Annotated in this window: 18 protein-coding genes and 1 pseudogene; 6 read left to right on the top strand and 13 right to left on the bottom strand. The window is 37.3% G+C overall.

What is annotated here, in order from left to right; all coding sequences use genetic code 11:
• Positions 1-57: 57 nt before the first annotated feature.
• From ORQ98_RS23920 to ORQ98_RS23865, 12 genes are all read right to left on the bottom strand, one after another.
• Positions 58-2232 carry a hypothetical protein gene (locus tag ORQ98_RS23920; RefSeq protein WP_274691342.1) on the bottom strand — a complete coding sequence of 725 codons (2175 nt, stop codon included), beginning with the start codon at positions 2230-2232 and terminating at the stop codon, positions 58-60.
• A gap of 60 nt (positions 2233-2292) precedes the next feature.
• The gene (locus ORQ98_RS23915) at positions 2293-3441 is read right to left on the bottom strand and encodes a hypothetical protein (RefSeq protein ID WP_274691341.1); all 1149 of its coding nucleotides are present in this window, start codon (positions 3439-3441) and stop codon (positions 2293-2295) included.
• A gap of 20 nt (positions 3442-3461) precedes the next feature.
• On the bottom strand, positions 3462-6626 hold the full coding sequence (locus tag ORQ98_RS23910) for a hypothetical protein (protein WP_274691340.1): 3165 nt from the start codon (positions 6624-6626) through the stop codon (positions 3462-3464).
• A gap of 95 nt (positions 6627-6721) precedes the next feature.
• Entirely contained in the window at positions 6722-7183 is a 462-nt protein-coding gene (locus ORQ98_RS23905) for a hypothetical protein (RefSeq protein WP_274691339.1), read from the bottom strand.
• Positions 7184-7206: 23 nt separating this feature from the next.
• Positions 7207-7611: a GPW/gp25 family protein gene (locus ORQ98_RS23900; RefSeq protein ID WP_274691338.1), complete on the bottom strand. Its 405-nt coding sequence runs from the start codon at positions 7609-7611 to the stop codon at positions 7207-7209.
• A gap of 3 nt (positions 7612-7614) precedes the next feature.
• Positions 7615-9258, bottom strand: a complete 1644-nt coding sequence (locus ORQ98_RS23895) for a phage baseplate assembly protein V (RefSeq protein WP_274691337.1) — start codon at positions 9256-9258, stop codon at positions 7615-7617.
• Positions 9255-9452 carry a hypothetical protein gene (locus ORQ98_RS23890; protein ID WP_274691336.1) on the bottom strand — a complete coding sequence of 66 codons (198 nt, stop codon included), beginning with the start codon at positions 9450-9452 and terminating at the stop codon, positions 9255-9257. Before ORQ98_RS23890 ends, ORQ98_RS23895 begins: the two co-directional genes overlap by 4 nt.
• Positions 9453-9944 (bottom strand): hypothetical protein, encoded by a 492-nt coding sequence (locus ORQ98_RS23885; protein ID WP_274691335.1) that lies wholly within the window; start codon positions 9942-9944, stop codon positions 9453-9455.
• Entirely contained in the window at positions 9935-10327 is a 393-nt protein-coding gene (locus tag ORQ98_RS23880) for a hypothetical protein (RefSeq protein WP_274691334.1), read from the bottom strand. The genes ORQ98_RS23885 and ORQ98_RS23880 overlap by 10 nt, the downstream gene beginning before the upstream one ends.
• A gap of 2 nt (positions 10328-10329) precedes the next feature.
• Entirely contained in the window at positions 10330-10749 is a 420-nt protein-coding gene (locus tag ORQ98_RS23875; protein ID WP_274691333.1) for a phage tail protein, read from the bottom strand.
• 209 nt (positions 10750-10958) lie between these two features.
• Positions 10959-11492, bottom strand: coding sequence for a phage tail protein (locus ORQ98_RS23870; RefSeq protein ID WP_274691332.1), 534 nt, complete (start codon positions 11490-11492; stop codon positions 10959-10961).
• A 29-nt stretch (positions 11493-11521) separates the two neighbouring features.
• Positions 11522-12904 (bottom strand): phage tail sheath family protein, encoded by a 1383-nt coding sequence (locus ORQ98_RS23865; protein WP_274691331.1) that lies wholly within the window; start codon positions 12902-12904, stop codon positions 11522-11524.
• A gap of 1181 nt (positions 12905-14085) precedes the next feature.
• Between ORQ98_RS23865 and ORQ98_RS23860 the strand changes: the two genes are divergently transcribed.
• From ORQ98_RS23860 to ORQ98_RS23845, 5 genes are all read left to right on the top strand, one after another.
• Positions 14086-14496 (top strand): hypothetical protein, encoded by a 411-nt coding sequence (locus tag ORQ98_RS23860; protein WP_274691330.1) that lies wholly within the window; start codon positions 14086-14088, stop codon positions 14494-14496.
• A 24-nt stretch (positions 14497-14520) separates the two neighbouring features.
• Positions 14521-15867 carry a DUF6895 family protein gene (locus ORQ98_RS23855; RefSeq protein ID WP_274691329.1) on the top strand — a complete coding sequence of 449 codons (1347 nt, stop codon included), beginning with the start codon at positions 14521-14523 and terminating at the stop codon, positions 15865-15867.
• 501 nt (positions 15868-16368) lie between these two features.
• The gene (locus ORQ98_RS23850) at positions 16369-16575 is read left to right on the top strand and encodes a hypothetical protein (protein WP_274691328.1); all 207 of its coding nucleotides are present in this window, start codon (positions 16369-16371) and stop codon (positions 16573-16575) included.
• On the top strand, positions 16560-16868 hold the full coding sequence (locus ORQ98_RS29700; RefSeq protein ID WP_425347713.1) for a transposase: 309 nt from the start codon (positions 16560-16562) through the stop codon (positions 16866-16868). The genes ORQ98_RS23850 and ORQ98_RS29700 overlap by 16 nt, the downstream gene beginning before the upstream one ends.
• Positions 16869-16955: 87 nt before the next feature.
• Positions 16956-17477 carry a hypothetical protein gene (locus tag ORQ98_RS23845; protein ID WP_274691327.1) on the top strand — a complete coding sequence of 174 codons (522 nt, stop codon included), beginning with the start codon at positions 16956-16958 and terminating at the stop codon, positions 17475-17477.
• Between the two features lie 318 nt (positions 17478-17795).
• Here the strand turns inward: ORQ98_RS23845 and ORQ98_RS29695 are convergent.
• Positions 17796-17942 (bottom strand): annotated as a pseudogene (locus ORQ98_RS29695) (IS4 family transposase); the annotation flags it as partial.
• Positions 17943-18743: 801 nt separating this feature from the next.
• Between ORQ98_RS29695 and ORQ98_RS23840 the strand changes: the two are divergent.
• Positions 18744-19148, top strand: a complete 405-nt coding sequence (locus ORQ98_RS23840) for a transposase (protein ID WP_342455228.1) — start codon at positions 18744-18746, stop codon at positions 19146-19148.
• Positions 19149-19344 lie beyond the last annotated feature (196 nt).

Here is a 19344-nt window from a genome sequence, read left to right as displayed (position 1 = left end):
GTGCCTTCCTATTGCAACTGTGTTTTCCATCAGTGAATAATTGTTATTAACCAGCCATTATTCATTTTTATTTAACGCTAAATGAGATAGCGACTGCAGCCAGGCATTAAATAAATGCTCAAAATGATCCATTTGTTTGCGGTTTAGCCAAATACACATGGGTTGTAAGTGTGTAGGGGTTTCACTGTACACTGTACGAACAATTAATGCTTTAAATTCGGCTGATGTAAAACGCGTTGGCCAATCAGGAAAAATAAAATAAAGTTTACTGTTATCTAGTTCAGTAATAGGGTCTGGGTCTACTTGATCGCGGTATCTTAATAATAGCCCTTCAAGAATATGAAAACCTTCCCTATTATGGGTTGCTAAATCCCATTGTTGATGGCACGTAATCCCTAAAAGATGATACAGCCGTAGTTTTAATCCAGATGCATTTCGTTGTTGGGGCTGTGAAGGCGTGGCTAAATAATCTACCCCAAGGCTTCTATCGCGACTGATTGTTGGATAGTTTTTTAGAAAATAGGCATGGTCCACCACGGTTTTGAGCTGCATTAATTGATTTAATAAGCGATCAGGGTCCTTTGGATTAACGGATTGTGGTAAGGCTGCATAAGCGAGCAGTTTGTTGAGGTAAGGCTTAAAAATAAACGGATATTGCAGTGTTGCTGAGTTAGGTATTTGTTCATTAAAAAGTGCAAGTAGGTGCTCATAAGCTCGTTTAATGCGGTTAATTTGGGTAGAACTAAAGGGTTGTTCGGTTATTAGATTAAATTGCTGAGTTAAATATTGCGTATAATAATCATTTAATAAAGTAGTGATTTGGTTGTGGCCCTTGACCGGTTGTGATTGATGGGTAGCAGGTAATTGTTTGACGGCTTCCCAAAAGTCCTCCACATCTTTATAAGAGAGAGTGTCGCTGGACATCATAATGGAAAATATACGATTAATAACATCATAATATTTTATGACGTTGGGTATTGTCAGTAATCGGTGAATATTTTCTAACTGGGCAAATTGATTAGCAAGTACTTGATCAAATAACAACAAGAAGGCACCGCTTTGTAAGTAACGGTTAGTATCTTGAGGAGTAGGACAAGCTGGAGTAATACGATAAATGGCAGGTAAATCTTGTTGTATTGATAAATAAAAGCGTAAGTTTCGGTCACGGCCAGAGGGTATATCCTCAATGGTTGTTTTGATGGGTTTTGCTTCTTCCGCTACTAGTTCCTGAAAACGATTAATCAGCTTCTCAATTTGTTGTCGGTTGATGGTAACGACATGCCCTTCTTTAAGTACCACGAGATGTTTCAGGGTTTCATTAATGAGTAGAGTTTGGATTTTGCTTGGGTTAACATCAATAAACCAATTATCCCAATGAATGTTGTTAGTTTGGGCGTTGTGCAGAGCAATTTGGATGTGGTTTGCTCGCTCAACACCCTGCGTATTAATGAGTATGCGGTTAATATCAGAAACACATATTTTTTGTTTAACGGGAATATTGAGTAGTTCATCAGCTTTGATGAAACCATGCTCAAGCCATGGCCCGTCATAAATGGCATCACCACTTAAGTTTGCTACTTGAAGCTCTTCTGAGCTATAACGTTTTACCCGTGGTAATAAAAATTGCAACACCTGGTTGTAAAACTGGGCCATCGCCTCTACTTCATTACTATCTTTTTCGAGGGTAACTTTAATATTCAGGAGAATACCTTGTTGTGGGGGAATCATGACTTGATGAAAATCTTCTCCCACATTACGGTGAGCTACTAAGTGATTACGTACTTTTTCACGTAATGTGTCGAATTGATCAGTAGCTAAAGTGGCTTCAGGGATAATAAAAATATCCCACAACCCTTGGGGGGTATCATGAACAGTGGTCACCCAGGCATGTCTTACTCCTTCAATATCAATGGCTAACCGTTGGTAATCTATGGTAGCAACGGCTGGGCTGGGTAGAATTTTTTTGGGGGGATGGAAGTCCTTGATACTATCCCCACTATCAGCTGGTGGGGTGAGTAAATCAGGGATAGGAAATGATAGCCGATAGCTTAAATCATTGATAATAAACACCAATGCTTCAAGGAACGTAATGCCGGGGTCTTGTAGGTTATGATCGGTCCAGGTGTCTTTTGCAAGTCGCTGGATAACCTGTAATGCTTCGTTTTTTAAATCAAAGAAACGTTGACCCGGCTCACTGGGTGGGCCACTGGGTATTGTGAGAGAATTAGTCATAATGTTACATCACTTCCCAAATAAAAAATTGCACATAATAATTTAAACCAATTGATTATTTTATGTTTTATTTATTGCTAAGCATTGGTTGTTAATGAAATTAACGAGTCGTCGAAACAAGGTAGGTGAATTTTTATTATATTGTTCCTTGTTTAATGCGGCGACTGTCTTAGTTTCGAGGCCGTTACTATTTTTTTCATAATTATCAAAATCCATTAATATACTTTTTAGCTTACCGATATCAACAGTTAAGCAGCCCTGTTCATTGATGGCGAGTGGGGCATCAGGGTCTAATTGAATAGATAGACCACTGTTGTCTTGTAATCCTGATTGGTTGGCGAGGTGTACAGAGAGAGCCTGCTTGTCTTGTTTAATGCCTTTGCCAATGCAGAGTGACTCAGCACTAACTAAATTAGTTTTAGCATTAAATTTAATGTAATCAAGTTTTATTTTATCTTTTACCGAAAGCAAGCCTTTGTGCTTGGTATTAGCCTCTGGAAATTGGTCAACTTGAACAGTTAATACCCCTTTTTTTTGATCGTACGATAGTTCTTTGCTGGTTTTTATGTGTACTGACACCCCATTAGATTCGTTAATTTTTAGCCCTGGCCCGGTATTAATGGCTAAACCCTGGCTATTCAGTGATAGCCCAGACTGTTCGGTAAGCTTCAAGCAAAGGGCTTGCTGGTTGGGCTTAAAACCATTGCCGAGGCATAGTGATTTAGCCTGAATTTGTTGAGAGGTTGATGTTAGTTTGATCGCATCTAATTTATTTTTGTCATCAGACGTTGGTAGTCCTTTTTGGATAGTACTAGCTTCTAGAAGCTGCTCAATATTTAGAGAAAGTTTGCTTTTTTTCGAATCATATTCAAGCCCAGGACTGGTATTTACCTTCAGGGTTAATTGATTGTCTTGGTTGAGTGATAATCCAGAACCTACATTTACCGACAACCCAGTTTTATTAAGGGTGAGGCCAGAGTGTTTGCTTAGTTGCAGTTGCAGCTGGTTATTCTCTAAAGCTAAGCCATGTTTAAAGCTGACTTGTAAACGATTTTGCTCGTCTAAGCTCAGTCCTTTTAAACCAGCATGAGCATTAGCCAAAGGGCTACCAGTATTGGCAAGCTCAATTAGTTGAGCAAAATGGTCTTCAGTAGGTACGTTACCAGATTTAAATTTTTTTTTGAGTTCACTAATAGTTAATGTGGCCATTGTTTTTCCATTTATTATTTTTATTCTAAGATGAAGTCGAATTCAACTTCCATCACGCCGATCCCTTCGGTGTTTAATGGAGCCTCTGAGAAACTACGAATATTATGCTTTCTTGCTGGCACTAAAATAACATCGGGAGATAGACCTCTAACCACTTGTAAAGTAGTGAGAGTCCATTCCTTTTCCGTTGAAAGACGGGTAAGAACTTTTATATTAAATACTTTGATGACATAAGGTTGACTTTCAATGAAAGACATAATATCAGTTAGGTAAAGGGTATTTTCAAAGGCATTGCTCTGGCTGTCATCAGTGTTGCTCCAAGGGCTTAAAAACAGGACAAGAGCGTCGTTAAGTTGCTCAATGAATAGTCCAACCCCTGTGTCAGAAATAAAGTTTACTGATACTTCGATCTGCACCTCTTGAAATCGAGGGGGATTCACAGAGATACGAGCGGCTGGAGGGGCGATAGTCTGTAAATAGTACTTAATTTGTTTCCTGATAAATAGTGGTACTTTTGGCTGTAACACTAGAATGTGATGGAATTTAGGGATTACAACTACATTTATAGCAAAAGGCTCGCGGCGGTTATCAGCGGTACAGAGTCGTAAACACTTCACTAGAAACAGAAAAGGAAATTTGTCTAACACCAAGTGTTCATAATCCCAGGTAGTGAGCGCTCGGCCTTTGTGACGTAGTTGTTCACTGACTCGTATCTGGTAAGCGTTTGTTGACTCAACTGGCTTACCGTTAACCGATTCGATTGGTTGGCTAATAGTATTAATGGCAGGGTTATCTTGTACTAACTCTGTAATACTGCCAGCAGGAAGAGGTATTTCTAAGTGGGAAGGTGAATTGTTGTTATCAACAAAGTTAACCATGAATGCTTGGGCTTGAATTAAATGTAAACGTGATAACTGCGGTGCTAAGTGTCCTTTGGTAGAGTGTACAGCTGCCCTGAGCCAGACTTGTTGATTATTGGAGAGAGCTTCCTGATGTATTGTAATCTCAGGTAAGCGAAACTGGATAATACCACTGTGTAATAGGCCATCAGTGGAGTCTGCTAAAATAGTTCCTCTAAAACTGTTTATAAACTGTTTATCAGTAATAAAAGCTCGCCAATGATTATTATCCAAATAACTCCATTGCACCTCAGTCACTTCATTTTGATTTACTTGGTCAATGGGCTCTATATGAAAAAATAAGCTGATTACACCAGGAATAGGCGCTTGGTTTAAACCAATATAGAGATACCCATTTTGGCTGATTTTAGGGAGTAAAAAGTAAAAATCGGTAGGGGGTAAGGTATCAACAACATGTTGCTGGCCAATGGGGTGCTGATGAATCAGTTGATGTTCGGTGCCTGCTCCGGCTGTTGGCACGTTAATGTTGACCTTAGCAGAGTAATCAATCGCTAAAGACTTAGTAGTAGGGGTATAGGGCTGACTGACATGTATAATCTTATTTAAATCGCCACCAGTGCTAATGAGCTGAGCATTTTGTAATGAAAATCGCTCGATAACTTTAGGGAAAAGTGTATGACCAAAGTCATCACCAGTGAGGGTAAGTGTTAACCTGTTTGGCCAGGCAAAAGGGTCCGTATCTGTTAGTGGGAAATCGGCTTGCTGAAATCGCTGGAGACGTGCCAATAGAGTTGTGTTGTTGATATGAAGTGAGTCACTGTTAAATAAAGGATAAGTGCTTGAAGCATCATTGGTAAACGCTGTAATCGTTACTTGATGATGTGGCCAATTATTATCATTTAAATAAGTTTGGTAAGCGGCATAATAATCACTGAAACTGTCGGGTTTATTCACCCAGTCAAAATGTAAGGTGAGAGAAGACAAGTCCTTCATCACCAACTCTGGGTGAGTAAATGTAAACTGTGAGCCAGAAAAAGGCTGGCTTGAAAATGGCTCAAAGGGTTGATCAGGGGAAAGCTCTGATGAGTCATGCCGTAACACGAGTTGGGTTAAGCCTTTGGCCATTACTTCCAGGGTAATAGTGTTAAAGGAAACACTTTTTAATTGATTCAAACGTTGCTGTTTGCTGACAAGTTGGGTGTCGTTATCATTATTAATGATAATTTCTTCATCTACTTTTTTCAGTGTCAACTGCAAAAAAGGTGTTTCCACACTGGGATGTGGCCGTAAGTCTGGTAGGGTTGTCACAGGGGGAAACAGTTTGGTTAAGGTAATTTGCACTGTACCTGCGGCAGTATCTTCAACCAGGGCTTGTGCAGAGTCACTAAGTAAAATGACCCCCTCCGCCGTACTGAGATGAATATCAAAATAGTGGCTGAGCTGATCGGGCATTAAGTCTGCTTCTTGTAAGGTAGCAATGAAGCGAGCATCGAAAGTGAGGCGAATGGTTCGAACCCCTTCGGTGAGCCATAAATACGATGAGGTAATAAATAAGCCAATATTAGGAAAGGCCGGTGCAATTTCATCTGTGTTTGCCAGGTCACCAAACGTCATAACCCCTGTTGGAGGAATACTCAGCTCAGTTGGCTCATCAAACAGGGTTGAGACAGCGATTAAACTGTCTGGCCCATCATCCAGTTTAAGCAGGTTTTTAACATGACTCACTCTTGCTTGATTTAAAGTAGTATCAGCTAATAGCTCATATTGTAAGGGTTGACCTTCGCTATCATCGCCTGCATTAAAAAGTGTACCTTGGGGCAGGGTAGTTGTGGTGGCGTCAGCCGCCAATGTAGCTACTATAAAACAGCTGTCGGGTACAGGTGGCTGTTTATGGATTTTTAAAAGATCGTTGAAATAGTAACTTTGATGTCGGGAAGTCAGCTCATTAAATTGCTTTTGTGGATGTTGTAACAGCTGGAAAAAAGCCATGAGTAAGGCAATGTCAGGACGCGAAGCCAATCGTTTAATTCGGGGGGGCACTAACTGGTTTCCTTCTACCCAATGCAATAGAGTTTGAATGTCACTAATGTCATTAGGGGTGGCGGGTGGGCTGGGTAATGCGGAGTGCCAACGATGCCCTTGGTCACCATGCTTGAGATCAAAAAAATGAATATGTTGGGCAAAATGATACAAGTACTCTAGCCAGCGATTAGTATCTCGCTCTTCAATAGAGAAGTGACTAGGCGCAAATGCTGGTAAGCTGCGTTTTTTTTGCAGAGTTCCCAGCTGGTCGTCTAGGTTGATAAGACTCTTTTCATTGGCCATGAAGGTTATATCTCAAGCAACTTAGTTATTATATACTTTAAATTTAGCAATTTTTAATAAAAATATGCTTTCAGTTTTCATATATAATCAAAATGTTATTTTGAATAAAGTACATTGTTGTTTGACTTAAAGTAACCATAACCCTTATAAGAAGGGGTTGGCTCTGGTGTTGGTGGATTATTGATGCTCATTGCTGGAGTTACGACTTTCAATTCTGCTTGAAATCTAGTTAACGGACTCATTTTGAGAAAAACATTTTTTTTATTGATATATAGTTTTTTTGAAATATGGGCGTCGTTTAAATTATTTATCATTAGGGTTCCTATTCCTGGGGTTGCATATTTGCTAGTAGAGTAACGAACGTTTTGCTTTTGGTTATCTATATGTTTTTCACTGTCTTTTATCATTACGCATAGATTTTTATTCCTAATGTTAATAATATTTTGGCTAGTGTGAACTATAGGATGTTCCTGGTATCCATATATTCTTGCCTTTGGTATGGGGTCTTTAAAAACGATAAAATATTTTAATTTTAAAATCTCGTTATCTTCTTTCATCAGGTACGTATTTGTAATTTACATTAAGTACTGTTTAAATAAAATGGAAAAACAAAATTACCTGTTTCATTACTTTCTATTAACTCATAATCAACTTTGATTAAAATAAATCCATTGTCATTATCTCTGTCAACTTCTTCTACTTCCACTGAGATCAGCTTAATCCTTGGCTCAAATTGAGAAATAGTTTTGATGATATCTTCCCTAATACTAGCAATAGTAAGTGTATCTAGTAAATCAAATTGATATTGTTTAATACGGCTACCAAAGGTGGGATGCATCATTCTCTCACTAACCCTTGTCGATAGTAAAATGTGTAATGAATTATTCATATGCTCTTCTCCAGCACTCATCTCTGGCCCGGATGCTGGCGAAAAAAATCGTGGTGGAAAACACCACCCTAGACCTACAAACACATTGTTAGCCATTAGCTATTTGTTAACCTCTACTCTATCTTTTGCTTTTATTTTAATATTGCTACTGGGCTTATTTATGCTGATATGATTTCCATCGGATTCAAGTTTAATAAAATCTTCAATAGTTACTATATGTTTATCTTCTTTATTAAGTTCAAAACCCTTATCTTTTTCTATTGTAAGGGTATTCTTTTCGCCCGCTTTACTGACTAACACTTTTTTCTCATCATCAAATTCAATAAATAGCTTATCTTTTTCTAAGAGAAGTGAGTATTTGTTCTTATCTTTATCTAACTTATCAAGTTTCGGTGGGAATTCTTTGTTTCTTTTTTCATTATAAAGAGACCCTAAAATAACTGGGTAACGTATGTCATTACCTAGAAATCCTAATATGACCTCGTCATCTTTTTGAGGTGGTAAAAATAACCCCTTTTCTGCTGATGCAAATGGGGAGCTCAAAATAGCTAGTACTATTAAATCATTATTATCTTTATCTTTTGCCAGTTTGACAGGGATAAGGTTTTGATCACTAGGCCTTTGGCCTTTAAAGTCGTTGTAGTCTTTAACTTGCCCAATTTGTAACCCATGCACCATTTGTACACTATCATCACACCCTAATATTTTGTCGGCACATAGGCCTAAGGAATAGGTGATTTTCCAATAATCTATTGAGTTAAAATCATGGGTGATACCTGTAATGATGAGAGCTTCATTGCCCTGAAAGCTATTTAGAGAGCTAAAACTACTGTTTTTGATTTGAATAGTATCACCAAGAGAGTAAACATTTTTTTCTTCCCCACGCAATACAATACTTCCTTTATATAGATCTAGTTTTCGGTAAAAGATTTCAGCTGACGCTCGCTCATTAGCTTCCGCTTCTAGTAAAGGGGCTTGCAAGTAATTTATATAGTTATCTATTCCTGGTAGTGTATCTTGACTTTTGCTTGACTTCTTTTGTCCTTTAAATTGCTGCTTTTTTCTATCCCAGGTTTTATTTTGTATTGAGTCACTTTGATTGAGGCAGCTTTTTTTAAATTTGTATTCAATTATTGATTTGTTGTCTGATAAGTCTAGTATATTTGACTCACCTTCGTCACCTTCTTTAAAAAACTTTAGCTTTTCTTCTTCTCCGTTAATGGTGGGAAGTATTAATCTTCCATTCGCTTTGGCTCGCTGCTTAATATACTCCCAAATAGATGAATTATAAATCATGATTAAATGGTTTGCACTATCAAATTCCAACATACTACCGCTTTTTAAATTGTGTTTGACATCAACATCGTCTAATAATTTGATAATGACATCCGCATCATTTTTTTTGTTAGCAAATACTTGGTAGTGATGTTTACCAACAGTTTTAACAAGTTCTCCATAACAGGTTAGGTCAACGATTGGTTTAGTCTCTTTCCCGGATGGCCTAGTAAGCTCCCTCCCAGTAAGTAAACCAGAAAAAACTGTTTTATCGTCTACTTTTATTGTAATGTTGCTACAAATAGCAAATTCTGGCTTATTCTTTACATCATAGTAAAGTGAAATCAATGCTTCTGGTATTTCTTGTGTTGCATAACGTACTTGAATTTGAATAATATTAGGCTCATCACTTGTGATTTCTTCGCCATTGATTATTATTTTTACTTCTGGTAATGATGGTATAGTCATTGTTCTGTACTATTGCTAGCTACCGGTGGAAGCTTAATTTCTGATCCTTCTTCGAGATAGCGAAGGCTATTTAAGAGATTAACTGTAGCAACTGCTATGAGAAAGTTAAGATCATCATAAGTGTCGAGCACATATTGCTGTAGTTTATCGCCACTTTTTACTTGTTTAATTCTTGTATGAGTAGGAAAACCCATTTATTTATCCTTGTTACTTTCTAAAAAGGTACAGGCTACTTCTAATCGGACAGGATCACCTTGCCTGTCTCTGACCACACCTCGTACTTCTGCTTCACACAGAAACCCAGTTATAGCGTGGGAAAGGTCAGCTATATTTGGTGTGAATATTTTACCTATTAATATTGTTACAGGAACAGGGTTGCCTTTGTCATCGACTGTGTAACGCACAAACTTATTTACACTTTTATCGATAGGGGGGTTGGACTTAGATGTGTAGCTGGTTATGTTGCTATAGACAGATGAGTCAAAAATAAAATTAATTTGTAGTTGATGAGGGTGTTTTTTCATGGGGAAAAAATCTACCCTTGCTCCATTTCCAGTGAGAAAATTCGAGTTATGATAAGAGTTTTCACTAGTGAGCCTAAGGGAGTCTAACCTATAGTTAAGATCCATTGGTGTTGGATTACTTTCACTGGTAATTCTGGCTTTATGGATATTTGTTAAAGGCACTTATTCCACCTTTTTTTTTGTCTTTCTAATTGGCTTATTTTTTTAGTAAGCTCGTGTATTTGATCACTCAGGGATGTAATATTATTTCTTATAATCACTGTACTTTCTTTTCTTAATTGATCTACTTTGTTATCAACATAGCTGATTTGTTCTTGAGCTTTCTGGTTGGAATCAGTACTAAAATTAGCTAACCCCTCAATGGTTTCTTGTTGATTTTCAATAAATGTTTCATCGTTATTTTTTTTCTTACCATTATCATTTTGCTTTTTGGTAGTGTTTTGCTGGAGAGACTGATTTGACGGTTTGTTAGGTTGAGTAGAGCTTATTTTACTATCGTCGTTAACACGACATCTAATACTGATATTTCCTACATTGATGGTCATGGTTATAAGGGCTGAATGCTGTTGTAAGTGTAAGTCATAGTTTCAAAGGCGACATCACTACTGGAGCCGTCAAGTGTTCCCCATTCCCAGCCACTGAAGTAAGCATCTTTTATCTTCCAGCCTGTTAATGGCAAATCACTATTATTAATTAAAGTAATTATAATTTGAGATTGGAGTAACCGGTTATCCCAGAAAGTCGTTTCTAATAAATGCACGTCTCTAAGAGAGGAGCCTAAAATAACACCTCTTTGTAAAGTGAGAGTACTTGGAGATGAACTAGAAGTTAAATGAATGCAATTATCTGTCATACCTAACTGACGAGAGATTTTTAGGCCGCTAATGGATTTGAATCTTACATCAAATGCATGTTGTAAAGATCCTGTTTCTATAAATGCTTTAAAGCGATAATTCACGAATGGCATATCGGCCTTGAAGAGCTTGCATGAAACGTCTGACAATGCCGAAATTTTAGCGCCCAATGATGTTCTTCGACCCACTATAGTCTCCTAATATGGACTTTCTTTGTATAGGTTGAAGGAAAGAGTAAGAATATCCACAGTTAATTTAACGAGCTATTATTATTTGCAAAGAGAGTTTTTCCCCCTTTGCAATATAAGGTGCTTGTATTTAGCTACCCAACGAAAGCAATTTTGATATCGTCTGCCGCGAACTCCAGAGTTTCAATGGCTACTTCTGTTGAGCCTCCACTGAAAGTTGGTCCAGTGACTTTGGTTGGAAATGCATTGAGTACTCTCCATTGAATCATTTCCACAAAAGAGCTTGCATCTTCTAATGTCACTTCCCGAGTTCCTTCAGGGCTGCAGCCAAGTAACGTAATGGTGATATCGCTCTTATCAATACAGTTTACATGGCAATCAGCGAACCAATTGTAAAGCAGTAAGCCATCTTGTTTGACTAACCCTCGTTTTAAGGTGACAGTAACATCGCTGGCTGGTCCAGGCATGTGCTTAACTCCAAGGCCATCTTTGTAGGTAATTTTTTCATTACCTACATCTAAACCACTGACTTCTTGAAATACCATCTCGGCACTAGCAACTGCCGCCAATGGGGCTCGAGCACCTGGTGCTGGGTGGAAGTCAACCTTAAAACGATAAGTGGGTAGAGGGTATAGATTTTGGACATCTGTTTTTGAAACTAATGCCATGTTTAGCTCCTATCTTTTTAAGTCAACTATTAGTTTGAAATTGATTTATGAGAGAATGTTAGGATAATAAACTCTGCTGGCCGAACAGCTGCGAGCCCAATTTCAATATTCATGATGCCATTATTAATATCGTCTTCGGTCATGGTTTGGCCAAGCCCAACATTAACAAAGTATGCTTGTTCGGGGGAGTCGCCAAATAAACCACCTTGTTCCCATACATTTTGCAAAAAGCTCTCAATAGTGGATTTAACTTTTAGCCAAGTAAATGGTACATTGGGTTCAAATACTGCAAATCGAGAGGCTTTTTTGACAGATTCTTCCACAAAATTAAATAAGCGTCGAACGGGTATGTAGCGCCATTCGTTATCATTACCAGCTAAAGTGCGAGCCCCCCATACTAAAGTACCTTGGCCTGCAAATGCTCTAATAGCATTGACTGACTTGCCTGAAACAGGGTCAACATTCATATCTTCTTGGGTGTCATCATCAATACCTTTAATTGGTCCAATAACTTGGTTGATGCTAATGTTGGCAGGTGCTTTCCATACGCCACGAGTTTCGTCTGTTTGAGCGTAAATTCCAACAACAGATGCGCATGGAGGGAGTACTAAATAGTTTTTAGCAAGCCCTGCTTTTACGCTGGCATGAATGTCAGTCATAACTAGGTCGCTCATAGGCGTTGGAGTAGTATTTCCGGTTGGAATACCAAATGCGTCAAGCTCTGGTACTAATACTGTTACGTTATCTTCTGTATAGGCTCGTGCTATTGATGTGCGTACATAAGGATAGTAAGCTGCACCATACTTCAAATTTCGTGTGCCAATAGCATCACGCATATCAATGATATCGTTTTCGAGTTTGGGATTACCAGAATCAAGTACGTCGAAGGGTACAAAACGGTCTTGTAAATCAGCACATTGCTGTAGTGCTTGTACAACAATATCATAGTATTGAACTGGTTCTAGATTAACGGCATCTGGAAACAGGAGTAAAGTTACTTCATCAATAGCCTTTAAGGCTTCTAAGGCATCTAAAAAGGCTGCTGCATCGGATGTGGTTTCATAGTCTCCAATACTAACAAGGTAACAAGCTCCACCGCCATTAGCAAAGAAATGAAGAATACTTTGATACAAAAGATGGCTGGGTAGTAACTTAGCATTATCTCCATCTTCACCAACTTTATTGCCATTTTCATCTACTGTAAAAGACTCAGGAGCTGGCCCGCCAAAAATACTGTCGAGTTCAACATGTGAGGTAATTTTCATAGGTTTGAATAAGAAACTACCATCCGTTTCGTTGGATGTTATTTCTGTTCTACCTATAAATGCTGGAATTGCTGTTTCAACCTCTGCAACGGATGGAGGAAGAATAGCTTTCTCTCTTACATAGACATTTGGTGTTTTAAAACTCATATTTTTTTCCTATATATAAGTGCTTGACCAACTGTGAGTAACTTATCTATCCCATGAGTGAATAACAAACTATGGCGTATTACTAGTTATCCAGTGGTTAAAAGATTTGAACTGTATATACGAACTGTATTAGAACAAAGAGTAAGAATGCCTTACTAAAGCTAGCACTTAACAACAATATAGAAATAATAACTTACACAGATTGTGGTAAAAGTCATGATGATAGGTAGCTTTTGAGTATTATTATTTTTCATTTCAGGTTACCATGCTTTTTATTATTGTTTCCATGAAACAAAGAGCTACTATATAAAATGGTTGCAACTTTTATCTTATTAAGTACTTTTAAACCTAGTGGTTTGTTCTAGGATTTATTGATATTTTTTATAAATTAAATCTATGTGATGTTAATAAATCTACCTCTAAAAGCTCACTTTTTTCACGGTAAGTTTCGTTAGCTTTGTACTCTTGCACTGCTAGCATTTATAAGTCTTTGGGTGCTACTGTTGTTAAGTATGCAGTAGATACTTAGCTCGTTTCTATGGCTCTAGATAACTGGTTCATGTGTTTTCTACTCTTGTATCCATGCAGTTGCCCGTGTGGTGTAGCCTTGCTCTCATGAGAAAGCTATAGATCTTAGAGGTGACCATAACTCCATTTTAGAAAACTATAAAAAGTAAAAAAGATTGCCAGTAAAAACATAAACTATTCTGCCGTGATAGCTAAACAATATTTTTTGATAAAGCAATGCTATTGCTCTATTAGAGTATCTCTACCAACCATGGTTATAAATTGACAGCTATATGAGAGCTTGGTCAGGAAGTAAGTATGAATGAAAAGGGGTCATTAGCAATAGTTAGAAATGTAAATTTACACAAAATGTGTAGTCAAAAAAAAATGTTGATATTTTTATACATATAATGGTAAATGAATCACTTAGGATTAAGTAGTGGTAACATACTTTTTAGCATGTATTCGCAGGTGTTGTTATTTTTTGAACGAATGAACTTACTTTTTTTGTTCATTCTAGATGAGGGACTGTTGTTATTTATAAGTAAGAAATGACTGCAATTTGACTATGAAAATTATAGTTGGCTAGTTAAATACATATAGCAAATAACTTGCTATATTCTTATGTTTGTTAGTAAAACAATTTTTATAACTACTCAATAAAGGAATATTTTATGGATCACTGTAATAATGGTAAATGTCAAACGGATAAGAGTACAACAATGCCTCGATTGAAGGCTTTTTTAGATAAACAGAGTGCATTTGATGTTTCAATGACTTTAGCTGAATTGTCAGAAAAGCTCGGTGATAGTAGTGGTTGTGAGGTTGCTGGCTATGTATTTGTGTGGGATAAATATGTTTATGATGTTGCAGTTTCTGATACAATAAGTGTTAATCAGGATGCACTTGCATTGCACTCCGCGAAGTCAAGGGCGGTGCTTAATCTGAATACTCAAATGAGTGAGTTAATACAGCAAGCTCGAGATGAAAAGCTCGATGAAGTAGCTGGGTATATTTATACTGAAGATAAATATACCTTTATTGTGGCTTCTGCTGAAGCTGAACTAGCACACCCTCCTTGTTAAAACTGAGTACTTTGCGGCCTGTCGATGATATTATTGACAGGCTCTTTATGTTATCTAGTATTAGAGGCCAAACAATTGAACGTGCTTGAAACCGATAATGAATATGATCTCATGAATCATATTATTGATGATATTGATCACATGATAGTCTGTGCTGATAGGTGGATAGAAGCAAGGATTGACTATTTTTCTCCGTTGGGCAATTGGCAAGATAAAAAAGATCGATTTTTGAGGAGAAAAGCATTTGCCGAAGCTGCTATTTATATGTATGTAACAGAGCAACTTGATGGTAGGCCAAAGAATAATCAGATGAGGGGCTTCTTTATTGATTTTGTGAACCAAAAAGAATTCAGAGATTTAGTTCTCAGAAAGGCGAATCAGTTGCTGTTGTATGGTGCTGCTGTTAACTACGTAAAAACTATAGGTCATTTATCTCAAGCAACAGAAGCTGCAGTGCTGAAGGTTCTCAGTAGAAAGCCCGTTTGGGCTGTAGAGCGAGTGCCTAACCGTATTTTAGATTTATGGAATTTTATCGAGGTGTTTGGCTATGTGAACAAGGTGGCTGATGTTAAGAGTATAATTAATCTCTCATGTTTAAACCATCAGCTTGATGTTATTGATAGTACGTTACATGATGTATATGCATTTACCCATGTACTGTTGTTCTATTACAACTTTGGTGTTTTTAACATCCAGATTAAAAATGAAAAACTAACTACTGATATTGAGAGTTGTTTAATTGGACTAGTTATGAGGTATTGTGCAGAAAATAATTTTGATGTTGTACTTGAGCTTCTTTATGTTGGTGCATTGCACAAGCAATTGCCACGTTGGCTAGTTGAGTATGTCTTTGTACAGCTACAAAGACAGCAGCAAGCTGATGGTATAGTTAGAGGACCTGACAATCCTGATAAAAGTAGTCTCACCGGTAAAAGCGATGATTATATTATTTGGGCTGAAAATTATCATACGGTGTTAGTATCAGCTTCTACTTTTCGGGTGATTAGGAAAAACTGGGTGGATATTGATCTGCAAGTCAGTGATGAAAGACGACTGCTTGATGCAGGAAATTTCAACTTATTGGAACAGTGTGGCCATGTTTTATTTGCTCTATCTCGTTATGAGTTACCACTTGCTATTTGTTTGCTTAAAGAGTTGATAGGGGAAGGCAGCAAATGCAAACTGGTGAATGAGATGGTCAGTTATTGTAAAGATTATATTGAGCAACAAAAAGACGAAGAAGGTAATTATGGTTATTGGTCAGATGAGCGAGAATTATTTTGCCTCAATGGTGGTACCAAAGAACAGTTTAAGCAGGAGCTTGCTGATCCGATTACGGATATGTGTCGGGAGTTAGCTACAGAAGTTTAGGTATATTAATGATATTTATTTTACTATAGGATGTTAGTGTGTTTTAAAGATTATATATTAATGCGATGATCAACTTTTTTATTGCTTTTTAAAAAAGTACTAGACAGAGGATCAAACCATCAATATGGATTGATTTTTGATCAGATTTAAACAAAAAACAGCTAATTTTTCCATCGAATACAGCTAGTGGGGCATGTGGAAAATAAGATAACACTTATTATTTTGATATAAAATAGTAGTATGAATATTACAAATGAATTTCGTTTAGCAAATAGCGATAAGTCCGAACTGAGCACTTGGCAAATGAGGTAAATATGGAAGGCTTTTGACCTGAAACCTCATTGGATTAAAACATTTAAGATTAGTAGCGACCCTAACTTTGCAGAAAAATTGTTGGATATAGTGGGGCTTTATATGAATCCTCCTACCAATGCAGTAGTTCTATCTGTTGATGAAAAATCACAAATATAAGCACTGGACAAAACCCAACCGGGACTACCATTGAGCCCAAGAAAAATCGGCTGTCGAACCCATGATTCCAAAAGGAATGGAACGGTTTGTTTATATACTGCATTCGATACACTAACCGGCGAGGTGACTGGCAAAGTGACAGATAATCAGCGCTCAAAAGAGTTTTTAAGCTTTTTGAAAGAGATTGAAAAGAAGACGCCAGAAGGGTATGAGTTGCAGTTATCCTTGATAGTTTAAGTGCTCATAAGACACCAGATGTCATAAGGTGGGTAAATAAAAAACCGTATTTACACTTTCACTTCACTCCAACAAGTTCATCATGGCTGAATGCAGTGGAAGGGTGGTTCGCCCAGCTTGAGCGTAGAAGCTCATATAGAGGTGTATTTACTAGTGTTAAGGAGCTTAAGGATGAAATTTATCGATTCATTAACGTACAAAATCGAGAACTAGCCAAACCCTTTAAATGGGTAAAAAGTGCAAAAAGTATTATTGCATCTGTAGAACGAGCAAAGAGACTGCTACCTAATTAACCACATGGGCCACTAGCTTATTACTATAAGAACCAAAACAGACAAGTCGAACATCGTGTTATGTTATCATAGCGGATAAAAAATTTTATGTCAGATTTTCCTATATACAGTCGGGAAGGCTATGTTGGATGGATACGCCTCAGAAATGAGCGAAGATATCCTATATATGATAAAAGTCTTTATCTTATTGGAATGGTACTAGATGAAAAGTATTTTTATCAAGGAAAAACAAGAGGAAGTATTGGAGGGACTAAAGCAAACCCCGCACATATTGGCTATGTTACGCCAGAGAAAAATACTGGCTTACTAGTATTCAGAGATTGTTGTGGTTGGGCAGTTGGGTATTGTGAAGGGGTTAAAGATATTGGTGGAATAGAGCCAAATTTAATCAAGGATAAACCTACTAATCCGATATCTATGGATGGTTTAGCAAACCATTTTAGTCCTAGTAGGCTGACGGAGCCAGCAAAAGTTGTTTCAACGGGAATTTGGAGTCATGTTAGTTGGGCTAAAGTTATGACAGGAAAATATAAATGTAAAGATAAGATAAAACACCAAAATTGTAGAGAGCTTTATAATAATGGAGAAGGGTATTATGGGAGGTATTAAGTGTGTGGTTCACAACCTAGACTTTTTAAACAGTCAAATAAGGTTTCAATTTACCACCTTATGATAGCGGTCAATTAACATTTTTATAGCTATATTAGCACGACCTTGCTTTCCATAATGCAATATAAGTAGACAGGTATACCCCAATATACTAAAAAAACAAGGTACTACTTATACCTTGCTCAACCTGGCGTACATATGATAGTCAAAGCTGATGATACGGTAACTGTATTTTAAATCAATAAATATACAGCTTTACTTACACAGGTAGTGTAATTTTAAAACAGGCTATTCTGCTTATTTTTTATTATCAATACCCTATGTACAGGACAAAACTCTCAGTGAGTGAAGGAATTCCCGTAGCTTAGAAGTGCCTTCTACTAATACACTGTGCAAATAATCAATTCCCAGGCGAAATAAACTTTTTGGTTTGCGGCCATGTTTTTTCAGCTTCAGTGGTTTAACGTGAATTAGGTGCAAAAAATAATCAATGTGATTCTTAAGAAGGAATTTAATAAACCTTTGGAAGTATGCAAGTTTTCGCATTCTTGTAAGAAAGCCAACTTAATGGTTAAGTTGCTTTGCACGGCGAACACAAGCGATAAGAAGGATTAGAATGAGTGTAATTGAACTATTTTGTCATATCGATGATTTTTGCATTGAATTTATGCCCACCTGAGATAAAATATTGAAAGACAAAAGCGTACGGCAAACTTCCTGGCCTTGCAAACTATCGGTCAGTGAAATAATGACTATTTTAATTTACTTTCATCAGTCCCAGCATATTATACTGAACATCTCTGTACACGACAGTTTTGTGTTTATACTTTGAGCAGGTAAAGATAACTCACTGATACCCAAAAAAATTTGCTAATATCTGTGTTGCCAAACAAACAACCATTAACAACCGTAATGAAGAATATCAGTGAGTTAACCATTATCCTAAAAGCTTCCCTTGGCTGGAGCAAGTCCCGCACAGAACTTTTATCGAACTTATTATGTGCACTCTTTGCCGTGCGCACCATCAACTTAAAGATAATAGAGAATGCTATACGCTATTCTGCAACAGAGAACTCACGCTATCGGCAGCTACAGCCCAGTTTGAGTTCTCATACCAACAGCTTGGCCGTTTTCTGCTGCATCTATTTTTTAACAAAGATGACTCGCTTTATCTCACCATTGACTGCACTAATTGTCAGCTGGGTAAGTGTAATATCAATATCCTCATACTTGGTGTCGCTTACAAGAAGGTAGCCATTCCCATTTCTGTTAAATAAGAAAGGTAACTCCAATACTCAGGAACGAACTGAACTGCTCAAGAAAGCCCATGTGATTTTTCGTGGTTATAATATTGCTGGCCTGCTGGTTGACCGAGAGTTTATTGGTCAAAACTGGTTTCATCATTTACAGAAAAATAAAATACCCTTCTATATCCGTCTAAAAAAAAGCGCAAATATTACTGGTGTAAAAAGAAAGGTCACTAGAGTTGAGCGTTTATTTAGTGGGCTAAAATCCAATGAAGAGTGTTATATCGATGAAGTGGTTCAATTAACAGGAATACTTGTTTACTTGTCGGCTCTTTGTTTACCTGATGGTGAACTTTTAATTGTTGCTTCTAGTAAACCAGGGAAAAATAGTATTGAAATCTATGCTCGTCGCTGGGAAATATAAACCTTATTTCAATGTATAAAAAGTCGTGGTTTTAATCTTGAAGAGACACACATTACAGAGCCAACTAAAGTCAGAAAGGTGATATAGCTAGAAAATCATAAAGTGGCACATTGAAGATGCTGTTTTCTTATCGCTTTGGCCTGAGCTCATTTGTGTTCAATTGGATTTAAGTCAGGACTATAGGGAGGAAGGTATT

Source organism: Spartinivicinus poritis (assembly GCF_028858535.1).
Classification (GTDB): domain Bacteria; phylum Pseudomonadota; class Gammaproteobacteria; order Pseudomonadales; family Zooshikellaceae; genus Spartinivicinus; species Spartinivicinus poritis.
This window is presented reverse-complemented; position numbering and strand designations above follow the sequence as displayed.